The following is a 26959-nucleotide window of genomic DNA, read 5'->3' on the forward strand; positions in this document are numbered from 1 at the left end:
GAAGAGCGCGTCAGATGGCCTTGCCGATCTCCGCGGTGCCGGTCTCCTTCGCCCGCAGCAGGGCGAGGCGGGGCATCGGGCCGGAGCGTCCGCCGCGCCGGTGCAGGGAGCGGGCGGCGGTGTCACCGGCGAACTGGATCAGGGAGATCCCCACGGCGAGGACCGCCACGGTGATCCACATCAGCCCGGTCTCGAAGCGCTGGTAGCCATAGCGGATGGCGAGGTCGCCGAGGCCGCCGCCGCCGACCGTGCCGGCCATCGCGGAGTAGCCGATGAGCGCGATCACGGTGGTCGTGGTGGAGGCGATCAGCGAGGGCAGCGCCTCGGGGACCAGCACCTTGCGGACGATGGTCCAGGTGTTGCCGCCCATCGACTGCACGGCCTCGACCAGTCCGTGGTCGACCTCGCGCACGGCGGTCTCGACCAGCCTGGCGAAGAACGGGATGCCGCCGATGGCGAGCGGGACGATGGCCGCCTCGCTGCCGATGGTGGTGCCGGTGACCCAGCGGGTGAAGCCCATCAGGGCGACCATCAGGATGATGAACGGCATCGAGCGGCCGATGTTCACGACCTGCCCGATGACCTTGTTCAGCAGGGTGCTCTGGAGCAGCCCGCCGCGGTCGGTGAGCACCAGGAGCACGCCCAGGGGCAGCCCCAGGGCGACCGCGATCGCGGTGGACCAGCCGACCATGACCAGGGTCTCCGTACACGCCTGTTCCAGCAGCGGCCACATCTCGGACCAGGTCATTTGGCACCTTCCTCGATCAGGGCGGGCCGCTCGCCGGCCGGGTCGCCGGTCACGGGGTCGATCTGGAGTCCCTGCTCGCGCAGGAAGCCGATGGGGACGACGTTGTCCTCGTAGCGGCCGGGCAGCTCGATGCGCATCCGGCCGACCTGGAGGCCGCCGACGGTGTCGATGGCGGCGCCGAGGATGGAGATGTCGATGTTGTAGGTCCGCGAGAGCTGGGAGATGACCGGCTGGGTGGCGGCCTCGCCGTGGAAGGTGATGTCGAGGACGGTCCGGTCGTCGGCGGAGGCGTCGCCGGTGACCGGGAAGAGCGCGGCGGCGAGTTCCGAGCCGGGGGCGGCGAGCAGTTCGCTGACCGTGCCGGACTCCACGATCCGGCCCTGCTCCATCAGGGCGGCCGAGTCGCAGACGCTCTTGACCACGTCCATCTCGTGCGTGATGAGCAGCACGGTCAGCCCGAGCTGCCGGTTGAGGTCGCGCAGCAGCTGGAGGATGGAGCGGGTGGTCTCCGGGTCGAGGGCGCTGGTGGCCTCGTCGGAGAGCAGCACCTTGGGGTCCCCGGCCAGGGCGCGGGCGATGCCGACGCGCTGCTTCTGGCCGCCGGAGAGCTGGGCGGGGTAGGACTTGGCCTTGTCGGCGAGGCCGACCAGGTCGAGGAGTTCGCGCGCCTTGGCGGAGCGCTGGCGACCCGACTGGCCGAGGATCTCCAGGGGCAGTTCCACGTTGTCCTGCACGGTCCGGGTGGACAGCAGGTTGAAGTGCTGGAAGACCATGCCGATGGTGCTGCGCGCCCGCCGCAGCTCCTTGCCCGCCCGCGGGCCGCGCCCGGCCAGCGCGGTGAGGTCCTGACCGGCCACGGTGACCGTGCCGGAGGTGGGGCGCTCCAGGAGGTTGACGCAGCGGATGAGCGAGGACTTTCCGGCGCCGGACTGGCCGATGACGCCGAACACCTCGCCTTCGCGCACATGCAGATCGACGCCGTCCAGGGCGGTGATCTCACGGCCGCGTGAGCGGTAGACCTTGGTCAGGTCCGTTGTCGTGATCACTGGGGTTTCCGTCACTGTCGAGTGCGGGCGCGCGGACGCGCCGGGCACGGGTGCAGATGGTCGGGAACGCGACACGGTTCTCGCGGTGGCGACGGGCCGCGGGCCCGGAGGCCGTGGTGCGGCGTGCCGGGACCCGGAGGCTCCGGGGAGAAACATGTGCGCGGGGCGTGCTCGCTCCCCGGTCCCGTGGGGGCCGCCGGTCAGGGCGGCGGGACGGGCGCGGAGCGGAGCGGTCTCGCTTCGGGGCGCGAGACGCGGGTGGTGCGGGGGCCCTCTAGAAGGCGCACATTCGACACATACAGCGAGCACCGGGCGGCATGGGCGCCTCGGTCGCGGGGATGCGGCTGCTCGTCGTGGTCATGCGAGCAGTAAAGCAGACGAATGGTCCTTACCGGTGACCGCTGTCCGGATACTGGACGGCCGTGGACACCGGTCGGGACGGTGGCGGCCGATGGCCCGGGGCTGCGCCCGCACCGCTGTGACCTGCGTAAATGGGGCGCCGATGGGCCGCGTTGGTCTCAGGTCATCGGCTCGGGTCCGGGTGACGCGGCGGTACGGGCTGTGGCCAACGCCACGGCCGCCGTCCCGGCGCGGACCGCGTGGCCTGGCGTGCCGCCCGCTGCCGCAACCCCCTCGGGGGCGGCGGCAGCGGGCGTAATAGGGTCGGCGGCATGTTTGTAGCCCTGACCTTGGCGACCGCGGTCGCCGCGCTGCTGCTGGCCGCGTGGTGCGGCTGGGCGGCGTACCGGGACCAGCCGACGAAGGACTGGCACTTCATCGGGATGGCCGTGGTGTCGGTGCTGGCGCTGGTCCAGCTGGTCGTGGGGATCGTGCTGCTGGCGCGGGGCGAGCAGCCGGAGCAGAGCACGACCGTCTTCGTGGCGTATCTGATCGGGGCGTTCGCGTGCGTCCCGGCCGCCGGGTTCATGTCGCTGGCCGAGCGGACCAAGTGGGGGTCGGTGACGGTGGCCGCCGGCGGTGTGGTCCTGGCCGTTCTGGAGGTGCGGCTCCATGACATCTGGGGAGGCTGAGGTGACCACGGCACCCCGGACCCGGCTGATCGGCGGGCCCGGCATCCTGCTGGTGTGGCTGTACGGGGTGATGGTCGTCGGCGCGGTCTCGCGCTCGGCCGTGCAGATCGCCACCCAGTTCGACCGGGCGCCGCTCGCGTACACACTGTCCGCGCTCGCCGGGGTGGTGTACGGATTCATCACGTACTCGCTGGTGCGCGGCGGTGAGCGGGCCCGGCGGGCGGCGTTCGTGTGCTGTGCGGTGGAGCTGGCCGGGGTGCTGGGCGTGGGCGCCTGGACGCTGGCCGAGCCCTCCGCGTTCCCCGACTCGACGGTGTGGTCGGACTTCGGGATGGGCTATCTGTTCATCCCGGTGCTGCTGCCGCTGACCGCGATGTACTGGCTGCGCAAGGCGCGGGGCGCGCGGACCGGCTGAGCCGGGGTCACGGAGGCGAGCGCGCGCATGTCACCCACCTCCCGGCGCCCCCGGCACCCCCGTCCCGTCAGGCCGTCTGGACGAACGCCTCGGCCGGTTTCTCCAGGACGATCATCGGGACGCCGTCCTTGCCCTGCTCGGTGCCCACCGTCTCGTAGCCGACCTTGCGGTAGAGCCGGAGGTTGGTCTCGCTGCGGTGGCCGGTGTGCAGCCGGAAGCGCTTGGCGCCGTGCCGGTCGGCCAGGGCGGACTCGGCGGCCCTGAGCAGCCGGGCGCCGATGCCGTGGCCCTGGAGCCGGGGATGGACACAGAGGCGGCCGATGGCGGCGGAGCCGTCCTCGGCGACCGAGCCGCGCACCGCGCCGATCACCTCGTCGCCGAGCCGGGCCACGTACACACAGTCGTCGGCGATCTCCGCGCGGACCGAGTCGAGGGTCTCGACCAGCGGGTCGATGCGGTAGTTGCCGTACAGCGCGGCCTCGCTCTGGAAGCACAGGTACTGCAGCTTGAAGATCTGCTCGGCGTCGTGCTCCGCCGCCTCGGAGATGACCACGCTCATGCCCATGTGTGCATGCCTCCCGCTCACCTGTCGCCTGTTGTCCCTCACTCCTATCCCCGTGCTCCACAGGCCGCAACCTCCGGGGCGGGCAATCGGCGCAGACATCCCGGGCATCTGGAATGTTCCGGGCGGGGATCGCCCTGTGAGATACCCAACTCCCCCGCGATCACCCGCTACGCGAGGGAGTCGGCGGCGGGATCAGTGGCCGGTGAAGTCCGCGCGGGCCAGCAGACCGGTGTCCGGCTGGTCGGTGAAGACCCCGTCGATACCGGTGGCGAAGTACACCTGGTAGAGGCCGAGGACATCGCCGTACCCGTCGGCGTCGGTGCCCTTGCGGAACGCCGGGGGCAGGAACGGGTTCTCGTTGCGCAGGGTGTACGGGTGGAGGATCAGGCCCACCTTGTGCGCGTCGGCGACCAGCGTGGACGGCTGGGTCAGATTGCCCGACGCGTCCTTCGGGACGACCAGGTCCAGCGTCGGGCCGATGCCGTTCGCGTAGGAGGCGATCTCCCGCAGCCCGGCGGGCTTGACCAGGTCGGCGACGGTGCGCGGGTCACCGGAGTCGACGAAGTCGTACGGGCGGGTGCTCGCGCCGGAGAGCAGCACCACCAGCGGGTTGTCGACCAGCTTGTTCAGGCGCTGGATGCTGGTCGGTTCGAAGGACTGGAGGATGACCGGCGCGTTCCACTTGGCGCGGCCGTGCTTGCGCAGCACCTTCGCGACCCGCTCCTCCAGGGCGAGGCCCTGCTTGCGGAAGTAGGTGGGGTGCTTCAGCTCGGGGTAGATCCAGACCTGCTTGCCACGCCTGCGGGTCTGCTCGTCCTGCCACTTCAGCACCTCTTCGAACGTGGGGATCTCCCAGCGGCCGTCGTAGAGGGTGTTGTGCGGGCGGTTGGCCGGGATGCGCTCCACGGCCCGCAGGGTCTTCAGCTCGGCGAGGGTGAAGTCCTCGGTGAACCAGCCGGTGGTGGCGACGCCGTCCAGCAGCTTGGTCTTCCTGCGGTCGGCGAACTCGGGGTGGCGCGCCACGTCCGTGGTGCCGCCGATCTCCGGCTCATGACGGCACACCAGATGGCCGTCCCTGGTGGGGACCAGGTCACCGGCCTCCACGATGTCCGCGCCCAGGTCCAGGGCCAGCTGGTAGGCGCCGAGGGTGTGCTCGGGGCGGTAGCCGCTGGCCCCGCGGTGGCCGATGATCGTGGGCCGGGGCAGGTTCTTCACGCCGCCGCCTGTCTGCCGGGCGTCCGCGCCCGCCGTCCCGGGCAGCCCGAGGACGGCTCCGCCGGCCCCGAGCACGGCCGCCCCGAGCAGCGCCCGCCGTCCCGTGTGCGCCTGGTTCGTCGTCTGCTCGTTCGGGTCCTGCGATCCCATCAGCGGCCTCCTCGCCGTCCGCTCCGCGCCCCGGGGGCGCGTCCCTCCGGCCGGGCGCCGGGTGGTGCGCGCCGATCGTAGAGCGGTGGACGTGACGGAAGGGGGGCCTCGACCCGAACACCTGGCTGACGATGGATGACGGTGGCCGACCTGCGCCCACGGCCTCATGACGGTCCGTCGGACTGGCGGGGCGGACCGGGGGCAGGCGTACGGCGGGCGGTCCCCGCGACGTCGGTCACATCGTCACGCGCGGGTTACAAGCGTCGGGCGGAACCGCCGCGCAGGTGAACGTGGGTCAACGGGGCGTAATACCTCGGTGAACCCGATGTGCGTCCGGCGTCGGACCGCGAGTATCGTCCTCACCTGCACAGACACATACCGCCCGTTTCGAACCCTTGACACCGGAGGGCCTGTTGTCCCGCTTCGCGCTCATCAAGGCAGTGCTCGGACCGATCATGCGCCTGATGTTCCGCCCCCGGGTGGAGGGAGTGGAGCACATCCCCGGCGACGGTCCGGTCATTCTGGCCGGGAACCACCTCACGTTCATCGACTCGATGCTCCTGCCGCTGGTCTGCGACCGTCAGGTGCTCTTCATCGGGAAGGACGAGTACGTCACCGGCAAGGGGCTCAAGGGCCGGGCCATGGCGTGGTTCTTCACCGGTGTCGGGATGATCCCGGTGGACCGGGACGGCGGCAAGGGCGGGGTCGCCGCGCTGATGACCGGGCGCCGGATCCTGGAGGAGGGCAAGGTCTTCGGCATCTATCCCGAGGGCACCCGCTCCCCCGACGGGCGGCTGTACCGGGGGCGGACCGGGATCGCCCGGCTGACGCTGATGACGGGGGCGCCGGTGGTGCCGTTCGCGATGATCGGCACCGACAAGATCCAGCCGGGCGGTGCGGGTATGCCGCGGATCGGCCGGGTCCGGGTGACCGTACGGTTCGGCGAGGCCCTGGAGTTCTCCCGGTACGAGGGCATGGACCGGGACCGTTATGTGCTGCGGGCCGTGACGGACTCCGTGATGACCGAGGTCATGCGGCTGTCGGGGCAGGAGTACGTGGACATGTACGCCACCAAGGCGAAGGACGCGGCGTAGCCACCGGCACCCCGCCCTAGCGGTGCGGGGCGGGGAACGGGGTCTCCTCCGGGGGGCTCTGGGGGGTCTCCTCGCCGGGCGCGGGGAACCAGAGGACGAACGTCGAGCCCTCGCCCACCTTGGAGAAGAGCCGGATCTGGCCACCGTGGGACTCCACGATCTGGCGGACGATGGCGAGGCCAAGACCGGCGTGCCGGTCACGGGCGTCGGCCGGGCCCTCCTTGGCCCGCCAGAAGCGGTCGAAGACCCGGGCCTGGTCGTGGTCCAGGATGCCGGGGCCCTCGTCCTGCACCGCCGTCCACACCCAGCCCCCCTCGCGGCCCGCCGCGACCGTGATGCGGGTGGCGGGCGGGGACAGCCGTACGGCGTTGGAGAGCAGGTTGCCGACCGCGCGGCGCAGGGCGTCGTGATCGCCTATCACGGTCAGCGCGCCCGCCAGTCTGCGCCGCACGATCAGCCCGCGTTCGGCGGCCAGCGGCGCGAACTCCTCGGCCGCCTCACGGGCGACCGCGGCGAGATCGACATCGCAGTCCGACAGGGCGGGCGCGTTGCGCCGGGCGGTGGCGAGGAGGTCCTCGACCAGGCGGGTCATCCGGGTCGTGGCCCGGTCGACGCTGTCGGCGGCGGCCCGCCGCTCCGCCTCGTCCGACTCCTCCGCGGTGAGCACGGCGTCCAGATTGGCGCGGATGATCGCCAGCGGGCTGCGCAGTTCGTGCGAGGCGTCGTCGATCAGCTGGCGCTGGGCGCGGAACGCCTCGTCCAGCCGGTCCAACATCCGGTCGACGGTGTCGGCCAGCTCGCGCAGCTCGTCCTTGGGGCCGGTCAGCCGGATGCGCTGGGACAGGTCGGTGGCCTGTATGTCGGCGGCCGTACGGGAGATCGAACGCACCGGGCGCAGCACCCGGCCGGAGAGGACCCAGCCGATCAGCGGGCTCGCGATGGCCAGCAGCACCAGGACGGCGAGCGAGAAGTTGCGCAGATTGCCGAGCGTCTCGTAGTTGACGGCCGCCTCGACCTCCTGGACCTTCACCACGTCGACCTCGCCGACGTACACGTCGTTGACGTACTTCGCCGAGCTGAACTCCTTGCTGACCGGGTGGGCCTCGCCGCTGCGCTCGACGGCGACGTACGCCGCGCCGAGGACCAGGGCGGTGAGCAGGAAGATCAGCCCGGAGTACAGGACCGTCAGACGGAACCGGATGGTGTGGGTGAAGGCCGGCAGCCGGGCGCCCAGGGCGCGGACCACGGCACGGAGCCTGCGCAGGAATCTCATGGTGTGTCCTTGAGCCGGTAGCCCTGCCGGATCACCGTCTCGATCAGGGGTTCGTCCTCGCCGGTGATCTTCCGGCGCAGGGAGCCGACGGTGACCCGCACGGTGTTGGTGAACGGGTCCGCGTGCTCGTCCCAGACGTGTTCCAGGAGTTCCTCGGCGGGGACGACCTGGCCGGGGCGGGTCATCAGATAGTGCAGCACGCCGAACTCCTTCGGGGTGAGCCGCAGCCGCCGCGGTCCCCGGTACGCCTCGAAGCGCGCGGTGTCCAGGCGCAGCTCACCGACCTCGACGACCGCCGTGCCGCCGTCCTCGCGGCGCAGCAGGGCGCGGATCCGGGCGAGCAGCTCGGGCAGCGCGAACGGCTTGACCAGGTAGTCGTCGGCGCCCTCGTCCAGGCCGCGCACCCGGTCGGCGAGGCGGTCACGGGCGGTGAGCATCAGGATGCGGGGGCCGCCGGGGCTGGCCCGGATGGACCGGCAGACGGCGAATCCGTCGCCGTCGGGCAGATTGAGGTCGAGGAGCACCAGGTCGTAGTCGTTGACGGCGAGCTTCTCACCGGCCGTGTCCACGTCGGGGGCGACATCGACGGCGTATCCGGCGCGGACCAGGCCGACGCGCAGGGCGGCGACCAGGTCCTCCTCGTCCTCGACCACGAGCAGTCTCATCTCGGCCTCCGGTGCGGCGCTGTGCTGTGGGGGGTGGTGGGGGTCGACGTCAGGGTCGGCGTCATGGTCAGCCCCCGTCGATGATGGTCTCGGCGGCGGCCAGGGCGTCGGCCACGGGAATCGCGAAGCCGATGCCTATGGAGCCGCCCGTCTCCTGGTTCAACGTGGCGATGGCCGTATTGATCCCTATGACCCGGCCCGCGTCGTCGACCAGCGGTCCGCCGGAGTTGCCGGGGTTGATCGACGCGTCGGTCTGGAGCGCCCTGCGCCGGCCGCCGTCGCCCAGCCGGACGTCCCGGTCGAGTGCGCTGACGATACCCGAGGTCACCGTTCCGCTGAGGCCGAGCGGCGAGCCGATCGCGAGGACGGTGTCCCCGACGGCGGGCGGCACTCCGGTGGCCAGGTCGGCGGCGGCGAGGCCCCGGGCGGTCTCCGGCTCCAGCACGGCCACGTCGTTGGCGGGGTCCTCGCCGACCACCTCGGCGTCCAGTCTGCGGCCGTCCTGGAGCTCCAGGGTGACCCGGGAGCTGCCGGACACCACATGGGCGTTGGTGAGGACCCGGCCGCGGTCGTCGAAGACGAAGCCGGAGCCCTGGCCATCGTCCGTCTCCACCGACACCACGCTGGGCAGCACCCGTGCGGCGACCGCCTCCAGGTCGCCCGCCTGGACGGGCGCGTCCGCGGGGTCGTCGCCGGCGAAGCCCGCGGCGCCGTATCCGGCGGCCCCGCCCGCGAGGACCGCGGCCAGCAGGACGGCCAGGGTGGCGGCGAACCGCGAGCCGGGCCCGGCGGGGGGCCGCGGCGCCGGGCGGGGCTGGGGGTGCCGGAAGGTGGCGTAGGGGGCGGGGTTCGGTGACGGAAACGGGGACGGGGATTCGGGTGCGGCGGCGTGGGGCGGGGGCTCGGGCGGGCGCCCGGCGAGGAAGCCGGGGCCGCGGGGGGCGCCGAGACCGGGGAGGGGGGCGTGCGGGGAGGAGGCGTGCGAGGCGGGGGCGTGCGGGGCGGGGGCGGTGTACGGCGGGGGCGGGGTGTCCTGCCGGTCGGGGGCGGGGTCGGTGGGCGGGGGGAGGGTGCCGCCCCGGTCGCCGAGGTAGCCGTTGGCGCGGGCCACGGGGTGCGCGGGCAGCAGACCGTTGTCGACCGCCGGGACGCCGGGCGGGACGGGGCGGGCGCCGTACGGTCCGGGCGTCTCCAGTCGGTCGCCGGGGCCGGGCCGGCCGTCGTCGGTCATGGGCTGTCTCCTTGGGCGGGGGTGATGGGCAAGCCAGAAGGGGCGGTCGGGGCGGTCGGGGCGGCGGGGAGCCGGTGTCGACGGGGGTGGGTCGGGGGCGTTCACGGCGGCCGGTGTCGGTGGCGGCGGCCGGTCGGGGGCGCTCATGGCAGCCGGTGTCGGCGGCGGCAGGTAGGCGGCGTTCACGACAGCCGGTACCGGCAGCGACAGGTCAAGGGCGTTCACGGCAGCCGATGTCGGCGGCGGCAGGTCAAGGGCGTTCACGGCAGCCGGTACCGGCAGCGGCAGATCAAGGGCGTTCACGGCAGCCGGTATCGGCGGCGGCCGGTCAAGGGCGTTCACGGCAGCCGATGTCGGCGGCGGCAGGTAGGCGGCGTTCACGACAGCCGGTATCGGCGGCGGCCGGTCAAGGGCGCTCATGCCAGCCGGTGCCGGCGGCGGCAGGTAGGCGGCGTTCATGGCAGTCGGGAGAACCAGAGGAGGGACGTCGCGGCGGCGGCCAGCGCGGCGATCAGGCCCGCGGCCACGAACCACGCCCAGATCTCGCGCTCCTCGGTGCGGTAGCCGACGGAGCTGCCGATGTCCTCGTAGACCGCCTGGAGTTCCTCGCCGGTGGCGGCCTCGTGGAAGTCGCCGCCGGTGGCCTCGGCGAGGCCCTCCAGGGCGGGGCCGTCGGCCGGGACCGGGACGGTGTCGCCGGTGTCGAGGGTGATCGTGCCCTCGTCGGTGCCGTAGGCGATCGTGGAGACCGGGATCTGCTCGGCGGCGGCCTCCCGCGCGGCCTCCTCCACCGAGCGGCCGGTGGTGCTGGAGCCGTCGGAGAGCAGCACGATGTGGGCGGGCGGGGGCTCGGTCTCGGCCCGTGCGTCCAGCGCCCGGATCGCGCCCCGGGCGGCGATCACCGCGTCGCCGATGGCGGTGCCCTGGCCGGTGCTGAGCCACTCGATGGCGGTGCGCAGCGCCGCCCGATCGGTGGTCGGCGCGACCGCGACGGTCGCCGAGCCGCTGAACGGGACGAGCCCGGCGTTGAACCGCTCGGGGAGCTGGTCCACGAACGCGAGGGCGGCCTCCCGGGCGGCCTCGAAGCGGTTCGGGGCGATGTCGGTGGCCTCCATGGAGACCGAGACGTCGAAGGCGATGACGATGGTGGCCCGCTCCCGGGGCACCTGGACCTCGGTGGTGGGCCGGGCGAACCCCACGACCAGCAGGGCGAGCGCGGCGCAGAAGGCCGCGGCCGGGATGTGGCGCCGCCGCCCGGGGCGGTGGGGGGCGACCTTGTCCAGCAGATCGAGATTGGTGAACCGGACGGCGTAGCGGGTGCGCCGGCGCTGCACCACCGCATAGGCGGCGATCAGGGCGAGCAGCGGCAGCAGCAGCGCCAGCCAGCCGGGCGATATCAGGCTCATGGGGTCTCCTCCCGGCAGCTCGCGGGGGCCAGGAGGCTCGCGGGGTCTCCTCCAGGAGGCTCATGGGGCTTCTGGGTCTCCTCGCGGGCGCTCACGCGGCGCCCCCGCCGGACCTGCGGCGCTGGGCCTCGACATGGCGGGCCACGTCCCGTACCCAGTCGCGGTCGGTGCGCAGCCGCAGATGGGCGGCGCCCGAGGCGCGGATGGACTGCCGGATGAGGGCCCGCTGCTCCAGCGCGGCCTGCGCGTAGCGCTCACGCAGCCGCCGGGAGTGGGTGGGGACCTCGCGGCGGCGGCCGGTCTCCGGGTCGACGAGGGTGAGCAGACCGACGGCGGGCAGTTCCAGCTCGCGCGGGTCGACGGTCTCGATGGCGAGGACCTGGTGGCGGCGGGCGGCGACCCGCAGCGGCTGTTCCCAGCCGGTCTCCAGGAAGTCGGAGACCACCGCGACCATGCCGCGCGCGGGCAGTTCGCGCAGGGCGTGCAGCGCCTCGCCGAGGCTGTGCTCGGGGACGCCGGGTTCGACCCGGGGCCGGTCCAGCGCGGCGTACAGGATGGACAGCAGATGGCGGCGGCCTCCGCGCGGCGGGATACGGCGGATGCCGTCGGGGCCGGTGAGCTGGGCGCCGAGCCGGTTGCCCGCGCGTTCGGTGAGGAAGGCGACGGCCGCGGCGGCGCCGACCGCGAGGTCCCGCTTCTCCATCCGCGCGGTGCCGAAGTCCATGCTGGCGGAGGCGTCGAGGACGAGCCAGATGGTCAGTTCGCGGTCGGCGAGGGTGCGCCGGACGTGCGGGACGGTGGTGCGGGCGGTGGCGTTCCAGTCCATCATCCGCACGTCGTCGCCGATGAGGTACGGCCTGGTCTCGGCGGTCTCGCTGCCGGGTCCCGGGACGGCGGAGGCGTGGTCGCCCTGGAGCAGTCCGTCGGGGCGGCGGGTGAAGAGGAGTTCCAGATGCCGGAGCGCCTGTTCGGGGGTGAGGTCGCGCAGGGTCGGCGCGCTCATGCGACCGCCTCCTCCCCGACCTCACGGCGCGGGCTGACGCGGGGCCGTTCGACGGCGGCGAGCACCTCGTCGACGATCTGTCCGGCGTCGACGCCGTCGGCGAGCGCGTCGAAGGACAGCACCAGCCGGTGCGCGACGACCTCGTGGGCGAGGTCGTGGACGTCCTCGGGCAGGACGTAGGCCCGGCCGCGCAGCAGGGCGAGGGCGCGGGCGGCGGCGACCAGGCCGAGGGTGGCGCGCGGTCCGGCGCCGTGCGCGAGCCTGCTGCCGGGCCCGGCGAGGTCCCGGGTGGCGACGACGAGCCGTACGGCGTACTCGGCGACGGCGTGGTGGACGAAGACGTCGTCGGCGGCGCGCTGGAGGGCGACCAGGGTCTCCGGGGTGAGGACGGGACGCGCGCGGGGCGGGTCGACGCTCATCCGGTAGAGGATGGCGAGTTCCTCGGACTCGCTGGGCGCCTCGACGTCCACCTTCAGCAGGAACCGGTCGCGCTGGGCCTCGGGGAGCTGGTAGACGCCCTCGGACTCGATGGGGTTCTGGGTGGCGAGGACGAGGAACGGCTCGGGCACCGACAGGGTGGTGCCGCCGATCGAGACCTGGTGTTCGCCCATGACCTCCAGCAGGGCGGACTGCACCTTGGCGGGGGCGCGGTTGATCTCGTCGGCGAGCACCACATTGGCCATCACGGGGCCGGGCTCGATGTCGAAGGTCTCCTGTGACGGGCGGTAGATCCGGGTGCCGGTGATGTCGGAGGGGACCAGGTCGGGGGTGAACTGGACCCGGGCGAAGCGTCCGCCGACCACCTGGGCGAGGGTCTTGGCCGCGAGGGTCTTGGCGACGCCGGGGACGCCCTCCAGCAGACAGTGGCCCCGGGCCAGGATCGCGGTGAACATCCGCTCCACCATGCGGTCCTGGCCCACGATCACCCGCTTGACCTCGAAGAGCGCCTCTTCGAGGAGCTTGCCCTCGGAGACGGTCACAGCGTGGAGGCCACGTCGGCCGGGGCGTCGGACGGAGTGTCGGACGGGGCTTCGGACGGGGCTTCGGACGGCGTCCCGGAGGGGCCGGTGGCCGAGCCGGGGCCGTCCCACCACGGGCAGTCGTCGTACGCGTCGGCGGCGGTGCCGACGGCGTTCTCGTCGGTCTCCCGGATGACATAGCTGATCCGGTCCTCGGCGGGCTCGCCGTGACCGGCCCAGGTGGCACCGCCGGCGGAGAGACCGGCGGTGAGCACGGCGCCCAGGGTGACCAGGAGGCGGATGCGTCGGGTCATGGTCGGTGACTCCTTCTGTCGTGTGCTGACGACGGTGACGGAGTCAAGACCATCAGGTGGACGCGAAAAGGGACTTAAAGCGGAGACGCGACCCCTACATATCGGCGCCCTACGCGGAGGCGGTGCCCATAGGGCGGCTTCCGTGGAGGCGGTCCCTTTAGGGCGGCTTCCCGTGGAGGCAGTCCCTAGCGGGCGGCTTCCCGTGGACGCGGCCCCCACGAGGCGGCTTCCGTGACCACGGTCCCCAAGCGGCGGCCTCCCTGAACCCGCTCCAAAGGGACGGCCCCCGCAGAGGCCGCCCCCAGAGGAGCCCTACGCCGTGGCGGCGCTCTCCAGCCGCTGCCCGCGCAGCAGGAACCAGGCCGCGACCGCCGCGGCGAGCAGCACCGCGGAGCCGATGCCCGCCGCCGTGGTCAGACCGCTGACGAACGACTCGCGGGCCGCGTCCAGCATCTGCGCGCCCTGCTGGGCGGGCATCCCGGACGCCGCCTCCACCGCGCCGCCCAGCGACTCATGGGCCGACTGCGGTGTCCCCGGCGGGGCGGCGAAGCCCCGGTAGACGCCGGTGACGATGGAGCCGAGCAGGGCGATGCCGAGCGCGGCGCCGAGTTCGTAGGCCGTCTCCGAGACCGCCGAGGCGGCGCCCGCCTGCTCCTTCGGTACGGCGGCCAGGATGACGTCCGCCGTGACGGTGAACGCGAAGCCCGCGCCGAGGCCGACGACCAGCAGGGCGGCGCCGAGCAGCGGATAGCCGGTGGACTGGTCCATGAAGGTCAGCGCGCCCAGCGCCAGACCGACCGCGGCGAGTCCGCCGGTGACCACGGACCGCACCGAGAAGCGGCGGGCCGCCACACCGGCGAGCAGACCCGCGCTCACCGCGCCGATCGCGGCCGGCAGCTCGGCGAGCCCGGCCTCCAGCGGACGCCTGCCCTGCACCAGCTGGAAGTACTGGGACAGGAAGAACACCAGCCCGGACAGCCCGAGGATGGTCAGCAGATCGGCGAGCACGGCGCCGCTGAAGCCCCGGTTGCGGAACAGCCGGACGTCCAGCAGCGGCGCGGGAAGGGTGAACTGGCGGCGGACGAACCCGTACAGCGCCGCCGCGCCGAGGACCGCCGCGCCGAGCGTGGCCCACGCGAAGCCATGGCTGGCCGCCTCCTTGATGGCGTACACCACGGCGATCATGCCGACCAGCGACAGCAGGACGCTGATCAGGTCCCAGGGACCGCGCTGCGGGTTGCGGGACTCGGGCAGCAGCTTGGCGCCGACCACGACGAGCACCGCCATCACGGGCAGGTTGATCAGGAAGACCGAGCCCCACCAGAAGTGCTCCAGCAGGAAGCCGCCCATGATCGGGCCTATCGCGGCACCCGCGGACGCGGTGGCGCCCCAGATGCCGATGGCGAGGCTGCGCTCGCGCGGGTCGTGGAAGAGGTTGCGGATCAGCGCCAGCGTGGCCGGCATCAGCGTGGCAACCGCCACACCGAGCAGCGCACGGGCCACGATCATCAGCTCCGGCGTCGTCGCGTAGGCGTTGAGCACGGAGACCGCGCCGAACGCGGTCGCGCCGATCAGCAGGATGCGCTTGCGGCCGATCCGGTCACCGAGGCTGCCCATGGAGACCAGCAGACCGGCGATGACGAAGGAGTAGACGTCACCGATCCACAGCAGCTGGGTCCCGGTGGGGTCGAGGTCCTCGCTGATGTACGGCGTGGCCAGGCCGAGGACGGTCGCGTCGACGGCCACCAGCAGGACGGCGAGGACCAGGACGGCCAGCGCCAGCCAGCGGCCGGGACGCTTGACCACCTCGGTCGGGGCCGCCACCCGCACGGTGCTGCTCATGATTCCTCTCTCCGTATCGCTCCGCCGAGCAGCAGCTCGACGATCATGGTCTCGAAGTCCTTGGCGGCGACCCGGCCGTCCTGCACGGCCCAGGCCGCGGCGCCCACCAGGCCGTAGAGCGCCTCGGTGAGCCAGACGGGGGTCAGGTCGATGCGGAACTCACCGCTGTCCTGACCGCGCCGGAACAGCGCGGTCATCCGGTCGTCCAGGCGCTGCCAGCCCGCGTCCCGCTCCTCGCCCTCGAACAGCTGGTTCTCGGTGTAGAGGAAGGCGAGCAGGGCGGCGGACGGCTCGATCTCACGGACGAGCCTGCGGACGGCGCCGGCCGCGGCGCCCTCGTCGAGCCGGGCCCGTTCGAGGGCGGCCTCGCACTCGGCGATGCCCAGCGCCTCCAGGGCCCGGATCAGGGCGTCCCGCCCGGCGAAGTGCCGGTGCAGGGTGGCGCGGCTGATGCCCGCCGCCTTGGCGACCTCGTCCATGGTCGCGGTGGATTTGTGGGTGAGCAGCGCCGCGGCGGAGCGCAGCACCTGGTCACGATCGACTGCCATGAGACGACGATAACCCATTTGAGACAGTGATGTCTCACCCTGGGCGTGCGTGATTCATGTCACGGGTGAGTGAGAAGACTGAACGCGCAGGTCAGAGGGGTCAGTGCCAGGGCAGGTGGGCGCGGTGGTCCCAGTACGTCCCGGGGTCCTCGGCGAGCGCGCCGAGCCGGGTCAGCTGATCGTCGTCCAGGTCGACGACCGCCGCGTGCAGATTGGCGGCGAGCTGGGTGACGGTCGCGGCGCCGGAGAGCACCACTCCGGCCCAGGGCTCGCGCAGCACCAGGGCGAGCGCGACGGCGTCGGCGCCCTGACCGGTCTCCCGGGCGACGGCGGCCAGCGCGTCCGGCGCGTGCGGGTCCGCGAGGCGGCCGTTGGCCATCGCCTCCTTGACGATCACCGTCAGACCGGCGTCGTGCGCCTCCGCGAGCGCGGGCCCGGCGGAGGTCTCCAGCGCGTTGTACGTCGACTGGACGGTACGGAAGAGGGGCTCGCCGTCGACCGTGACGGCGAGGGCGGCGCGGATGGCGTCCGCCTGGGCGGGGCCGCTGGTGGAGAAGCCGACGGTGACGCCCTCGGCGGCGGCCTTCGCCAGCTCGGCGTGCAGGGCCTTGTCGGTGAGCGCGGGGCTGTCCGGGGTCACGGAGTGGATCTGGTAGAGGTCGAGACGGTCGCCGAGCAGCGCGGCGGTTTCGCGGCGCTGGCGTTCGTAGGTGGCGAGGGAGTGGTCCTTGACCTCGTGCTGCTCGGCGTCGACGGACCAGTCGGCGGTGTAGGTGTAGCCCCATTTGCTGCCGATGACGACGTCGTCGATCCCCGGGTTCGCGGTGAGCCAGGCGGCGAGGAACTCCTCTGCGCGGCCGTAGGAGCGGGCCGTGTCGAAGTAGCGGACGCCTTGGGCGTAGGCGGCGGTGAGGAGGTCGTGGGCGCGGGTGCGGAGGTCTTCGGGGCTGCGGTGCTCGCCGAGGGCTTCTTCGCGGTCGAGGGTGAGGTAGCCGGGGCGGCCCACCGCGGCGAGGCCGAGGCCGATGTGCGCGGTGGGGGTGGTGGCGGTGGACAGGCGGGCGAAGGGCATCGCGGGCTCCGTCGATCGGCGTCGCGTGTTCGGTTCGGTGACGGGGTCAACGTAACCCGGGATGCGGTGGGGTGGGGCTTCGGCGCCTACGGGGGGAGGGGTGGGGGTTGTCGGGCGGGTGCGGGTTCGTTGTGGCTGGTCGCGCAGTTCCTCCCCCAGAGGGGGTACCCCCAGCGCCCCTGAGGGCGTGACGCCCCCCGGCGTCGAGCCGCGCCCCCGAGGGCGTGACGCCCCCCGGCGTCGACAGCGGCCCTCAGCCTCGTTCCTTGGCGGACGCCCACGCACGCTGGACCCCCAGGTCCGCCTTCACCTCCGCCAGTTGGATGGCCACCGCGCTGGGCGCCGTGCCGCCTCGGGCGTTGCGGGATGCCAGGGCGCCGGGGACGTTCAGGACCGTGCGGACCTCGGGGGTGAGGTGGGTGGAGATCTTGGCGAACTGGTCGTCGGTGAGGTCGGCCAGTTCCTTGCCCTCGGCCTCCGCCGCCTTCACGCACTCGCCCGCCACCTCGTGGGCGACGCGGAACGGGACGCCCTGCTTGACCAGCCACTCGGCGATGTCGGTGGCCAGCGAGAACCCGGCCGGGGCCAGTTCCTCCAGCCGCTCGCGGTGGACGGTGAGGGTGGCCATCATGCCGGTGAAGGCGGGCAGCAGGATCTCCAGTTGGTCGATCGAGTCGAAGACCGGCTCCTTGTCCTCCTGGAGGTCGCGGTTGTAGGCGAGCGGGAGGGCCTTGAGGGTCGCCATAAGGCCGGTGAGGTTGCCGATCAGACGGCCCGACTTGCCGCGCGCCAGCTCCGCGATGTCCGGGTTCTTCTTCTGCGGCATGATCGAGGAGCCGGTGGAGAAGGCGTCGTGCAGGGTGACGAAGGAGAACTCCTTCGTGTTCCAGATGATGACCTCCTCGGCGATCCGGGAGAGGTTCACCCCGATCATCGCGGTGATGAAGGCGAACTCGGCGACGAAGTCCCGGGACGCCGTGCCGTCGATGGAGTTGGCCGCGGAACCGTGCTCGAAGCCCAGCTCCTTCGCCACCGCCTCCGGGTCGAGGCCGAGGCTGCTGCCCGCGAGCGCGCCGGAGCCGTACGGCGAGACGGCGGTGCGCTCGTCCCACTGGCGCAGCCGCTCGGCGTCCCGGGACAGGGCCTGGACATGGGCGAGGACATGGTGGGCGAACAGCACCGGCTGGGCGTGCTGGAGATGGGTGCGGCCGGGCATGGCCACGTCGGGGTGGGCGTCGGCGAGGCTGACCAGGGCGTCCTGGAGGTCGGCGATCAGACCGCCGACGGTCCGGGCGTGGTCGCGCAGATACATCCGGAAGAGGGTCGCCACCTGGTCGTTGCGGGACCGCCCGGCGCGCAGCTTGCCGCCGAGGTCGGGCCCGAGCCGCTCCAGCAGCCCCCGCTCCAGCGCGGTGTGGACGTCCTCGTCGGCGATGGTGCCGGTGAAGGAGCCGTCGGCGACATCCGCCTCCAGCCGGTCGAGCCCGGCGAGCATCCGGGTCAGCTCGTCCTCGGTGAGCAGCCCGGCCGTGTGGAGGACGCGCGCGTGGGCGCGGGAACCGGCGATGTCGTAGGGGGCGAGCCGCCAGTCGAAGTGGACGGACGCGGACAGCTTCGCCAGGGCCTCGGCGGGACCGTCGGCGAAACGGCCGCCCCAGAGCCGAACGTCACCGCTGTTGCTGCTCACTTGCGCTGCTCCTCACGCCGTACGTCACCGTCCTGCATGATTATGCAGACCTCTGCATGATCAGTCAATTTCCGGTCTCCCCCCACGTTCCGGTCTCACTCCCTCCCCCACTTTCCGGTCCCACCCCCCACTATTTCCCATTGCCCAGGAATCGTTAGGCGGAATAACCTTTAGGCGTGGGAAAGACATATGAGCGCATAGACGGCAGACTCCGTACGTTCATCGAAGAGCAGCCGCTCTTCTTCACCGCGACCGCCCCGCTGTCCGACGAGGGGACGGTCAACCTCTCCCCCAAGGGCCTCAAAGGCTCCTTCGCCGTGCTCGACGGATCGACCGTGGCGTATCTGGACTTCGCCGGGTCGAACGCCGAGACCATCGCCCATCTGCGGGAGAACGGCCGGATCACCCTGATGTGGTGCGCCTTCCAGGGACCACCGAACATCGTGCGGGTGCACGGCCGGGGCGAGCCGGTCTTCCGCGACGACCCGCGCTTCCCTGGCCTGCTCGCCCGCTTCCCCGCCATCGACTCCACCCGCCACGGGCTGCGCGCGATCATCGTCGTCACCGCCGAACTGATCCGCGACACCTGCGGCTACGCCGTCCCGCTGATGACGTACGACGAGGACCGCGAGCTGCACGGGCGGCGGTTCGCCCGGGAGGACGACACCTCGCTCGACGCGTACTTCCACAAGAAGGACCATGTGGCCAGCTCCCTGGACGGGCTGCCGGGACTGCCGCTGCCGCTCCCGCCGACCCCGGTGTAGCGACCGGCCCCCGACCCGTCCCCCCGAACGGGCCACCCGCGCTGCCGCGCCCCCGCCCCGCCCCTAGCGTCGGCCACATGCGCCCCGTTCTCGCCGCCGCCCTCGCCCTGATCGCCTCCGCCGCCCTGCTGGGCGCCGCGCCCGCCGGACCCGGGCCGCTGCCCGGCCGGATGGCCGACACCGGGGGCGGCGACCAGCTGATCACCGCCGTGGCCCCGGACACCGGCTCGACCACCGGCACGGTCACCTGGTGGGACCGAGGCGAGGGCGGACAGTGGGTGGAGTCCGGCTCCACACCCGCCCGGTTCGGCGCGAACGGGCTGGTCGACGGCGCCACCCGGAAACAGGGCACGAACACCACCCCCACCGGCCTGTACGACCTGCCGTACGCGTTCGGCATCCAGCCCGCGCCGCCCGGGACGACGTACGCCTTCCGGCCGGTGCGGGCGGAGTCCTGGTGGTGCCAGGACAACGCCTCGAAGGACTACAACCGCTGGAGCGAGCCGCGCGCCGCCGACTGCCGGGCCGACCAGGCCGAACACATGATCACGTACGGCACGCAGTACGCGCACGCGCTCGTCGTCGGCTTCAACTACCGCGCCCCGGTGCGCGGGCGCGGCGCCGGGATCTTCCTGCATGTCAACGGCAGCGGTCCGACGGCGGGCTGTGTCTCCGTCCCCGCCGACGCCATGCGGACGATCCTCGCCTGGGCGCGGCCGTCGGCCCGTCCGCACATCGCGATCGGCACCGAGGGCGGGGCGACCGCCGTGACCCGCTACTGAGCAGCGCTTTCGCGACCCGTCCGGCGGGCTGAACGCACGGCGGACCCGGCACGTATCTCTGGGCCAAGGGACTTCGACACATCCGTCGCCCCCGTCCCCGGAGGAACCGTGACCAGCACGCTCGCAGGCGGCCGTGCCGCCCGGCGGCAGACCATGCGCCGCATCCGCCCGCGCCGCTCCCCGGCCGTGCCCCTGCTGATCGTGGTGTGGGCGGGCGCCGCCGCCGTGCTCTGGCTGTGGTGGCACAACACCCCCTCCATCGGCGACGACACGGGACGGATCATCAACGCGGGCCGTATCACCGGACTGCTCGCGGGCTATCTGATGGCGCTGGTGGTGCTTCAGATGGCCCGCGTGCCCGCGTTGGAACGGCGGGTCGGCTCGGACCGGGTCGCCCGCTGGCACGCCATGACCGGCCGCTACACCCTCTGCCTGGTCCTCGCCCATGTCTTCCTGATCATGTGGGGATACGCCCGCCAGGCCGGTCTCGGCCTCGCCGACATCGTCCGCCAGACCACCGACTCCATCAACCAGCTCCCCGACATGGGCAAGGCCGCCATCGGCACCGCCCTGCTGGTACTGATCGGCCTGGTCTCGATCGGCCCGGTGCGCCGCCGGATGCCGTACGACACCTGGTACCACGTGCATCTGACGACGTACGCGGCGGTGTTCCTGACGTTCTGGCACCAGATCTCCACCGGCAACGACTTCGCCGTGGAGCCGGTCGCGAAGACGTTCTGGTACGGGCTGTACGGGGTGGTCACCGCGCTGGTGCTGTGGTTCCGGATCATCACTCCGGTCCGGCTGAACCTGCGGCACCGGATGCGGGTCGAGGCGGTCGTCGAGGAGACACCGGGGATCGTGTCGGTGCTGATCGGCGGGCGCAAGCTGCACCGGATGGGCGCGGAGGCGGGGCAGTTCTTCCGCTGGCGGTTCCTGGCGCCGGGCATGCGCTTCAGCTCCCATCCGTACTCCCTGTCGGCGGCGCCGCGCCCGGACATGCTGCGGATCACCGTGAAGGCGATCGGCGACCACAGCGGCGGGCTGCGCGAGCTGCGCCCCGGCACCCGGGTGTGGGCGGAGGGCCCCTACGGAGCGCTGACCGCGTCGCGGCGCAGCCGGGGCAAGGTGCTGCTGGTGGCGGGCGGCGTCGGGATCACCCCGATGCGGGCGCTGTTCGAGACCCTGCCCGGCGCCTCCGGTGACATCACCCTGCTCTACCGGGCCACCAGCACCCAGGACCTGGCCCTGTGGGACGAGCTGTCCGCCATCGCGGACGAGCGGGGCGCCCGGCTGATGTACGCGGTGAACAGCCCCGACGGGGCCCGCCCGGACATCTCCGCGGACACCCTGCGCCGCAAGATCCCCGACATCGACCGCCACGACGTGTTCCTGTGCGGGCCGCCCGGCTTCGCCCAGACGGTGTACGAGGCACTGCGCGGCGCGGGCGTTCCGGCCCGCCGCATCCACTTCGAGTCGTTCGCGATGTGAGCGAGCATCAGGAGACCGGCAGACCATGAAGAAGAGCCATCCCGTCCGGCGTGCCGTGCTCGCCACCGCGGCCACCGTGTCCGGCATCGTGCTGCTGCTGTCGATGAAGCCGGGCTCCGACCCCGGCGCCGCCGCGGTGGGCGCCCAGCCGCCGGCCGGCGGGCAGCAGTCCGCCCAGGGCGGTGCCCAGCCCGCGGGCGGCGGCGCGGTCACCGGCACCGTCGCGCAGACCCAGTACGGCCCGGTACAGGTCCGGATCACGGTCACCGGTGGGAAGATCACCGCGGCCGAGGCGGTCCAGGCACCGAGCGGCGGCCAGAGCACGCAGGTCACCGGGAACGCCGTGCCCAAGCTGAACGCGGCGGCGGTGGAGACGGGCAGCGCGCAGATCGACACGGTGTCCGGCGCGACCTACACCAGCGCGGGATACAAGCAGTCCCTGCAATCGGCCCTGGACCAGCTGAAGACCTCTACCCCTGCGACACCACCGGCCGCCCCGGACGCCCCGGCCGAGCGTCAGGTGCTGACGGGTGAGGCGGCCGAGACGCAGTACGGCCCGGTACAGGTACGGATCACGGTCAGCGGCGGGAAGATCGTCGAGGCGGAGACCGTGCAGGCGCCGAGCGGCGGCCGGAGCACCCAGGTCACCACGGACGCGGTACCGAAGCTGAACGCGGCGGCGGTGGCCGCGGGCAGCGCGCGGATCGACACGGTGTCCGGCGCGACCTACACCAGCACCGGGTACCAGCAGTCGCTGCAATCGGCGCTGGACCAGGCCGGTGGCTGAGCCGGTGACCGATCCCGCGCCCGCCCCCGCCACGCTCCGGCACGCGGAGGAGGTGATGGGCACCGTGTTCTCGCTGGACGTCCGGGGCGGTGAGCCGGGCGAGGTGCGGGCGGCCGTGCGGGAGGTGGTCGCGGGGCTGCACGAGGCCGACGCGGTGTTCAGCACGTACCGCGAGGACAGCCAGGTGTCCCGGCTGGCGGCCGGGGAGCTGACGGTCGGGCAGTGCGCGCCGGAGATGGCGGAGGTGCTGGGGCTCGGCGCGGAGGCGGAACGGGTGAGCGAGGGCTGGTTCAGCACCCGCTACCGGGGCCGGGTCGATCCGACCGGGATCGTGAAGGGCTGGTCGGTGGAGCGGGCGGCGCTGCGGCTGGCGGCGGTGCCGGGGGTGGTGGGGGTGAGTGTGAACGGCGGTGGCGATGTGCAGGTGCTGGGGGCACCGGCGGCGGACCGCCCCTGGCGGGTGGGCATCGCGGACCCGGTGCGCCCCGGGGGCCTCGCGGCGGTGATCTCCTCCTCCGGTCTGGCGGAGCTGGCGGTGGCGACCTCGGGCACGGCGGAGCGGGGCGCGCACATCGTGGACCCGCGCACGGGCCGCTCCGCGGTGACGGACCTGGTGGCGGTGACGGTGGTGGGCCCCCGGCTGACCTGGGCGGACTGCTGGGCCACGGCGGCGTTCGCGATGGGCTCCCGAGAGGGCCTGGCCTGGCTGGAGTCCCTCCCGGGCGTGGAGGCCCTCCTGATCACAGCGGGCGACGAGGTCCGCTGCACGGGCGGCTTGGCAGCCCGCCTGGGCTGAGGGACCTTTCAGGGACACGGGGGCCTTTCAGGGGCGCGGGGAACCGCGCACGCAGGCAAAAGTGACCCGAACCATGCACGCGGGCAGGGGCAGCGCCCGTGCTTTTCAGGGGCGCTGGGGGTACCCCCTCTGGGGGAGGAACTGCGCGACCAACCACAACCGACCCGCACCCGACCACCACCCCCCGTAACGTCACCCCCCGTTCTGAGCCAACCGCAGCAGATGATCCGCCAACGCCTGCCCCCCATCCCCCCGCCGACTGATCAACAGCACCGTGTCGTCCCCGGCGATCGTCCCGAGAATGTCATGCAGCTCGGCCTGATCGATCGCCGACGCCAGAAACTGCGCCGCCCCCGGAGGAGTCCGCAGCACCACCAGATTCGCCGAAGCCTCCGCGGAGATCAGCAGCTCCGCGGAGAGCCGCCGCATCCGCTCCTCCTTCGCCGACTCCCCGAGCGGCGCCCGCGGCGTACGGAACCCGCCCTCACTGGGCACCGCGTAGATCAGATCACCCTCGTTGTCCCGGATCTTCACCGCGTTCAGCTCGTCGAGGTCCCGCGACAACGTGGCCTGGGTGACACTCAGCCCATCGTCCGCGAGCAGCTTCGCCAACTGGCTCTGCGACCGCACCGGCTGCCGGTTGAGGATGTCCACGATCCGCCGGTGCCGCGCGGTCCGCGTCTGCGGCACCGCGGGCCCGGCCCCGCCTTCCGGCGTCTGCTCATGGTCCTGCGCCTGACTCATCGTCGTCTCAATCCCCGGTTCATTCGCCGGATCGTCCGTCCCCGCCCGCCGCGTCGAGCACACCCGGCAGTGCCCGGAGCAGCGCCGCCACCTGGTCGTCGCCGAGATTCAGCGGCGGCATCAGCCGTACGACGTCGGGGGCGGGCGCGTTGACCAGGAAGCCGGCGTCCTGGGCCGCCTGCTGCACCCGCGGTGCGAGCGGCTGTGTGAGCACGATACCCAGCAGCAGCCCCGCACCCCGGACATGCGCGACCAGCGGATGTCCGAGCCTCTCGATCCCGTCCCGCAGAGCCTCGCTCTGCCGCTTGACGTTGGCCAGCAGCCCGTCGTCCGCGACGGTGTCGAGGACGGCGAGCCCGGCGGCGCACGCCACGGGGTTCCCGCCGAACGTCGTCCCGTGCTGGCCGGGCTGGAGCAGCTCCGCGGCCCGGCCGAAGGCGACCGTGGCGCCCAGCGGGAGCCCGCCGCCGAGCCCCTTGGCGAGGGTGACGACATCCGGCAGGACGCCTTCGTGGGCCTGGTAGGCGAACCAGTGCCCGGTGCGCCCGACCCCGGTCTGCACCTCGTCCAGCACCAGCAGGCTGCCGGTCGCGGCGGTGATCGCGCGGGCCGCCTTGAGATAGCCGGGCGGCGGGACGACGACCCCGTTCTCGCCCTGGATCGGCTCGATGATGACGAACGCGGTGTCCTCGGTGACCGCGGCGGCCAGCGCCTGCGCGTCGCCGTACGGCACATGGGTGATGTCACCGGGCAGCGGCCGGAACGGCTCCTGCTTGCCGGGCTGGCCGGTGAGCGCGAGGGCGCCCATGGTGCGGCCGTGGAAGCCGCCCTCGGTGGCGACCATGTGGCCGCGCCCGGTCAGCCGCCCGATCTTGAAGGCGCCCTCGTTGGCTTCGGCACCGGAGTTGCAGAAGAACACCTTGCCGCTCCGGCCGAAGAGCTGGAGCAGCCGTTCGGCGAGCGCGACCGGCGGTTCGGCGACGAAAAGGTTGGAGACATGGCCCAGGGACGCGATCTGCCGGGTCACCGCGGCCACGACGGCGGGGTGGGCGTGGCCGAGCGCGTTGACCGCGATCCCGCCGACGAAGTCGGTGTACTCGGTGCCGTCGGCGTCCCACAGCCGGGCTCCCTCACCGCGCACCAGGGGCAGCCGGGGCGTGCCGTAGTTGTTCATGAGCGCGCCCTGCCAGCGCCCGGTGAGGGCGTCGTTGGCGGTCGTCTCGTCGGTGCTCATTCGGTGTCCCCCCGCGGCTCGTCGGGCACGACCATCGTGCCGATGCCTTCATCCGTGAAGATCTCCAGCAGGATCGAGTGCTGGACCCGGCCGTCGATGACCCGGGCGGTGGTGACACCGCCCCGGACGGCGTGCAGACAGCCCTGCATCTTCGGCACCATCCCGGCGGACAGCTCCGGCAGCAGCTTCTCCAGCTGGCTCGCGGTGAGCCTGCTGATCACCTCGTCGCTGTGCGGCCAGTCCTCGTAGAGCCCCTCGACGTCGGTGAGGACCATGAGGGTCTCGGCGCCCAGTGCCGCGGCGAGCGCCGCCGCCGCCGTGTCCGCGTTGACGTTGTAGACATGCCCGTCGTCCGCGCTGCGGGCGATGGAGGAGATCACCGGGATCCGGCCGTCGGCGAGCAGCGCCTCGATCGCGCCGGTGTCGATCCCGGTGATCTCGCCGACCCGCCCGATGTCGACGAGTTCGCCGTCGACCCGGGGCCGGTGCTTGGTGGCGGTCATGGTGCGGGCGTCCTCGCCGGTGAGCCCGACGGCGAGCGGCCCATGCTGGTTGAGCAGCCCGACCAGCTCCCGCTGCACCTGCCCGGCCAGCACCATCCGTACGACGTCCATGGCCTCCTCGGTGGTGACCCGGAGGCCGGCCTTGAACTCGCTGACGATGCCGTGCCGGTCGAGGGCGGCGCTGATCTGGGGGCCGCCGCCGTGCACCACGACCGGCTTGAGCCCGGCGTGCCGCAGGAAGACGACGTCCTGGGCGAAGGCGGCTTTGAGTTCCTCGTCCACCATGGCGTTGCCGCCGAACTTGATGACGACGGTCTTGCCGTGGTGGCGGGTCAGCCAGGGCAGCGCCTCGATGAGGATCTGCGCCTTGGGCAGCGCGGTGTGCTTGCGGGTGCCGGTCATGACGAGTACGCGCTGTTCTCGTGGACGTAGTCGGCGGTGAGGTCGTTGGTCCAGATGGTGGCGGTGTCGGAGCCGGCCGCCAGGTCGGCGACGATGTGCACCTCGCGGAAGCGCATGTCGACCTGGTCGCGGTCCTCGCCGACCCCGCCGTCGCGGCACACCCACACGCCGTTGATGGCCACGCTCAGCCGGTCCGGCTCGAAGGCGGCGGAGGTGGTGCCGATGGCGGAGAGCACCCGGCCCCAGTTGGGGTCCTCGCCGTGCAGGGCGCACTTGAGGAGGTTGTTGCGGGCGATGGAGCGGCCGACCTCGACGGCGTCGTCCTCGCTGGCCGCGTGGACGACCTCGATCCGGATGTCCTTGCTGGCGCCCTCGGCGTCCCGGATGAGCTGCTGCCCGAGGTCGTCGCAGACCGCCCGGACCGCCTCGGCGAACTCGGCGCGGTCCGGGACGGCCCCGGAGGCGCCGGACGCCAGCAGCAGCACGGTGTCGTTGGTGGACATGCAGCCGTCGGAGTCGACCCGGTCGAAGGTGGTCCGGGTGGCCGCGCGCAGCGCCCCGTCGAGCACGTCGGCGTCGAGGTCGGCGTCGGTGGTGAGCACGACCAGCATGGTGGCGAGGCCGGGCGCGAGCATCCCGGCGCCCTTGGCCATGCCGCCGACGGTCCAGCCGTCCTTGGTCACGACGGCCGTCTTGTGCACGGTGTCGGTGGTCTTGATGGCGATGGCCGCCTTCTCCCCGCCGTGCCCGGAGAGCTGCGCGGCGGCGGTCTCGACGCCGGGCAGCAGCTTGTCCATGGGGAGCAGGACGCCGATCAGGCCGGTGGAGCAGACGGCGACCTCGGCCGCGTTGTGCCCCAGCACCTCGGCGGTCCTCTCGGCGGTGGCGTGGGTGTCTTGGAAGCCCTTCGGGCCGGTGCAGGCGTTGGCGCCGCCCGAGTTGAGGATCACCGCGGAGACCTGGCCGCCCTTGAGGACCTGCTCCGACCACAGCACCGGGGCGGCCTTGACGCGGTTGGAGGTGAAGACGCCCGCGGCGGTGCGGCGGGGCCCGGTGTTGACCACGAGGGCCAGGTCCGGGTTGCCGTTCGCCTTGATCCCGGCGGCGATCCCGGCCGCCGTGAACCCTTGTGCTGCCGTGACACTCACTGCGTCTCCTCGTTCGCTTCCGCGCCCGTGCGGCGCGCGGGTGC

General features: G+C 72.7%; 27 protein-coding genes and 1 pseudogene. 8 read left to right on the forward strand and 20 right to left on the reverse strand.

Going from position 1 to position 26959, the window contains the following annotated elements:
* Nucleotides 1–10: 10 nt before the first annotated feature.
* The gene (locus tag AB0D49_RS10150) at nucleotides 11–748 is read right to left on the reverse strand and encodes a methionine ABC transporter permease (RefSeq protein ID WP_362753807.1); all 738 of its coding nucleotides are present in this window, start codon (nucleotides 746–748) and stop codon (nucleotides 11–13) included.
* Nucleotides 745–1794 (reverse strand): ATP-binding cassette domain-containing protein, encoded by a 1050-nt coding sequence (locus AB0D49_RS10155; RefSeq protein ID WP_362753810.1) that lies wholly within the window; start codon nucleotides 1792–1794, stop codon nucleotides 745–747. Before AB0D49_RS10155 ends, AB0D49_RS10150 begins: the two co-directional genes overlap by 4 nt.
* A gap of 671 nt (nucleotides 1795–2465) precedes the next feature.
* Between AB0D49_RS10155 and AB0D49_RS10160 the strand changes: the two genes are divergently transcribed.
* Together AB0D49_RS10160 and AB0D49_RS10165 are read left to right on the forward strand one after the other, a co-directional pair.
* Nucleotides 2466–2825, forward strand: coding sequence for a hypothetical protein (locus tag AB0D49_RS10160; protein ID WP_362753814.1), 360 nt, complete (start codon nucleotides 2466–2468; stop codon nucleotides 2823–2825).
* Entirely contained in the window at nucleotides 2806–3240 is a 435-nt protein-coding gene (locus AB0D49_RS10165) for a hypothetical protein (RefSeq protein ID WP_362753817.1), read from the forward strand. Before AB0D49_RS10160 ends, AB0D49_RS10165 begins: the two co-directional genes overlap by 20 nt.
* Before the next feature lie 67 nt (nucleotides 3241–3307).
* Here AB0D49_RS10165 and AB0D49_RS10170 read toward each other — a convergent pair whose 3' ends face one another.
* The 3 genes and pseudogenes from AB0D49_RS10170 to AB0D49_RS10180 all read right to left on the reverse strand — a co-directional run bounded on the left by AB0D49_RS10170 (nucleotide 3308) and on the right by AB0D49_RS10180 (nucleotide 5170).
* Nucleotides 3308–3805 (reverse strand): GNAT family N-acetyltransferase, encoded by a 498-nt coding sequence (locus AB0D49_RS10170; protein WP_362753820.1) that lies wholly within the window; start codon nucleotides 3803–3805, stop codon nucleotides 3308–3310.
* A 44-nt stretch (nucleotides 3806–3849) separates the two neighbouring features.
* Nucleotides 3850–3972, reverse strand: a pseudogene (locus AB0D49_RS10175) (sigma-70 family RNA polymerase sigma factor); the annotation flags it as partial.
* A gap of 25 nt (nucleotides 3973–3997) precedes the next feature.
* Complete coding sequence (locus tag AB0D49_RS10180; protein ID WP_362753823.1) at nucleotides 3998–5170, reverse strand: glycerophosphodiester phosphodiesterase; 1173 nt, start codon at nucleotides 5168–5170, stop codon at nucleotides 3998–4000.
* 413 nt (nucleotides 5171–5583) lie between these two features.
* Between AB0D49_RS10180 and AB0D49_RS10185 the strand changes: the two genes are divergently transcribed.
* Nucleotides 5584–6264, forward strand: coding sequence for a lysophospholipid acyltransferase family protein (locus tag AB0D49_RS10185; RefSeq protein ID WP_362753825.1), 681 nt, complete (start codon nucleotides 5584–5586; stop codon nucleotides 6262–6264).
* A gap of 16 nt (nucleotides 6265–6280) precedes the next feature.
* Here AB0D49_RS10185 and AB0D49_RS10190 read toward each other — a convergent pair whose 3' ends face one another.
* From AB0D49_RS10190 to argH, 11 genes are all read right to left on the reverse strand, one after another.
* Nucleotides 6281–7537, reverse strand: coding sequence for a HAMP domain-containing sensor histidine kinase (locus tag AB0D49_RS10190; protein WP_362753828.1), 1257 nt, complete (start codon nucleotides 7535–7537; stop codon nucleotides 6281–6283).
* Nucleotides 7534–8202, reverse strand: coding sequence for a response regulator transcription factor (locus AB0D49_RS10195; RefSeq protein WP_362753831.1), 669 nt, complete (start codon nucleotides 8200–8202; stop codon nucleotides 7534–7536). The genes AB0D49_RS10190 and AB0D49_RS10195 overlap by 4 nt, the downstream gene beginning before the upstream one ends.
* Before the next feature lie 67 nt (nucleotides 8203–8269).
* Nucleotides 8270–9433 (reverse strand): trypsin-like peptidase domain-containing protein, encoded by a 1164-nt coding sequence (locus AB0D49_RS10200; protein ID WP_362753834.1) that lies wholly within the window; start codon nucleotides 9431–9433, stop codon nucleotides 8270–8272.
* A gap of 455 nt (nucleotides 9434–9888) precedes the next feature.
* Nucleotides 9889–10839, reverse strand: a complete 951-nt coding sequence (locus AB0D49_RS10205) for a VWA domain-containing protein (protein WP_362753837.1) — start codon at nucleotides 10837–10839, stop codon at nucleotides 9889–9891.
* A 91-nt stretch (nucleotides 10840–10930) separates the two neighbouring features.
* The gene (locus AB0D49_RS10210) at nucleotides 10931–11842 is read right to left on the reverse strand and encodes a DUF58 domain-containing protein (RefSeq protein WP_362753840.1); all 912 of its coding nucleotides are present in this window, start codon (nucleotides 11840–11842) and stop codon (nucleotides 10931–10933) included.
* Nucleotides 11839–12822, reverse strand: coding sequence for an AAA family ATPase (locus AB0D49_RS10215; RefSeq protein ID WP_362753843.1), 984 nt, complete (start codon nucleotides 12820–12822; stop codon nucleotides 11839–11841). Before AB0D49_RS10215 ends, AB0D49_RS10210 begins: the two co-directional genes overlap by 4 nt.
* Nucleotides 12819–13115: a hypothetical protein gene (locus AB0D49_RS10220; RefSeq protein ID WP_362753846.1), complete on the reverse strand. Its 297-nt coding sequence runs from the start codon at nucleotides 13113–13115 to the stop codon at nucleotides 12819–12821. The genes AB0D49_RS10215 and AB0D49_RS10220 overlap by 4 nt, the downstream gene beginning before the upstream one ends.
* Nucleotides 13116–13427: 312 nt before the next feature.
* The gene (locus AB0D49_RS10225; RefSeq protein ID WP_362753849.1) at nucleotides 13428–14957 is read right to left on the reverse strand and encodes an MFS transporter; all 1530 of its coding nucleotides are present in this window, start codon (nucleotides 14955–14957) and stop codon (nucleotides 13428–13430) included.
* Complete coding sequence (locus tag AB0D49_RS10230; protein WP_362753852.1) at nucleotides 14954–15505, reverse strand: helix-turn-helix domain-containing protein; 552 nt, start codon at nucleotides 15503–15505, stop codon at nucleotides 14954–14956. The genes AB0D49_RS10225 and AB0D49_RS10230 overlap by 4 nt, the downstream gene beginning before the upstream one ends.
* A 100-nt stretch (nucleotides 15506–15605) precedes the next feature.
* On the reverse strand, nucleotides 15606–16577 hold the full coding sequence (locus tag AB0D49_RS10235) for an aldo/keto reductase (protein WP_362753856.1): 972 nt from the start codon (nucleotides 16575–16577) through the stop codon (nucleotides 15606–15608).
* 253 nt (nucleotides 16578–16830) lie between these two features.
* Nucleotides 16831–18264, reverse strand: a complete 1434-nt coding sequence (gene argH / locus AB0D49_RS10240; RefSeq protein WP_362753859.1) for an argininosuccinate lyase — start codon at nucleotides 18262–18264, stop codon at nucleotides 16831–16833.
* 176 nt (nucleotides 18265–18440) lie between these two features.
* On the opposite strand from argH, the gene AB0D49_RS10245 reads away from it, so the two are divergent.
* The 5 genes from AB0D49_RS10245 to AB0D49_RS10265 all read left to right on the forward strand — a co-directional run bounded on the left by AB0D49_RS10245 (nucleotide 18441) and on the right by AB0D49_RS10265 (nucleotide 22884).
* The gene (locus tag AB0D49_RS10245) at nucleotides 18441–19028 is read left to right on the forward strand and encodes a pyridoxamine 5'-phosphate oxidase family protein (protein WP_362753862.1); all 588 of its coding nucleotides are present in this window, start codon (nucleotides 18441–18443) and stop codon (nucleotides 19026–19028) included.
* A 77-nt stretch (nucleotides 19029–19105) separates the two neighbouring features.
* The gene (locus AB0D49_RS10250) at nucleotides 19106–19810 is read left to right on the forward strand and encodes a L,D-transpeptidase family protein (protein ID WP_362753865.1); all 705 of its coding nucleotides are present in this window, start codon (nucleotides 19106–19108) and stop codon (nucleotides 19808–19810) included.
* A 108-nt stretch (nucleotides 19811–19918) separates the two neighbouring features.
* On the forward strand, nucleotides 19919–21301 hold the full coding sequence (locus AB0D49_RS10255) for a ferredoxin reductase family protein (RefSeq protein WP_362753868.1): 1383 nt from the start codon (nucleotides 19919–19921) through the stop codon (nucleotides 21299–21301).
* Between the two features lie 25 nt (nucleotides 21302–21326).
* Nucleotides 21327–22088, forward strand: coding sequence for an FMN-binding protein (locus AB0D49_RS10260; RefSeq protein WP_362753872.1), 762 nt, complete (start codon nucleotides 21327–21329; stop codon nucleotides 22086–22088).
* The gene (locus AB0D49_RS10265; protein ID WP_362753876.1) at nucleotides 22081–22884 is read left to right on the forward strand and encodes an FAD:protein FMN transferase; all 804 of its coding nucleotides are present in this window, start codon (nucleotides 22081–22083) and stop codon (nucleotides 22882–22884) included. Before AB0D49_RS10260 ends, AB0D49_RS10265 begins: the two co-directional genes overlap by 8 nt.
* 192 nt (nucleotides 22885–23076) lie before the next feature.
* Here AB0D49_RS10265 and AB0D49_RS10270 read toward each other — a convergent pair whose 3' ends face one another.
* The 4 genes from AB0D49_RS10270 to argJ are packed head-to-tail and all read right to left on the reverse strand — an operon-like array spanning nucleotide 23077 to nucleotide 26915.
* Nucleotides 23077–23628, reverse strand: a complete 552-nt coding sequence (locus tag AB0D49_RS10270; RefSeq protein WP_362753879.1) for an arginine repressor — start codon at nucleotides 23626–23628, stop codon at nucleotides 23077–23079.
* 19 nt (nucleotides 23629–23647) lie between these two features.
* Nucleotides 23648–24862 (reverse strand): acetylornithine transaminase, encoded by a 1215-nt coding sequence (locus AB0D49_RS10275; protein WP_362753882.1) that lies wholly within the window; start codon nucleotides 24860–24862, stop codon nucleotides 23648–23650.
* Complete coding sequence (gene argB / locus AB0D49_RS10280; protein WP_362753885.1) at nucleotides 24859–25767, reverse strand: acetylglutamate kinase; 909 nt, start codon at nucleotides 25765–25767, stop codon at nucleotides 24859–24861. Before argB ends, AB0D49_RS10275 begins: the two co-directional genes overlap by 4 nt.
* Nucleotides 25764–26915 (reverse strand): bifunctional glutamate N-acetyltransferase/amino-acid acetyltransferase ArgJ, encoded by a 1152-nt coding sequence (gene argJ / locus AB0D49_RS10285; protein WP_362753889.1) that lies wholly within the window; start codon nucleotides 26913–26915, stop codon nucleotides 25764–25766. The genes argB and argJ overlap by 4 nt, the downstream gene beginning before the upstream one ends.
* Nucleotides 26916–26959: the final 44 nt, after the last annotated feature.

Origin of the sequence: Streptomyces sp. NPDC048290 (assembly GCF_040652095.1) — a bacterium.
GTDB lineage: Bacteria > Actinomycetota > Actinomycetes > Streptomycetales > Streptomycetaceae > Streptomyces.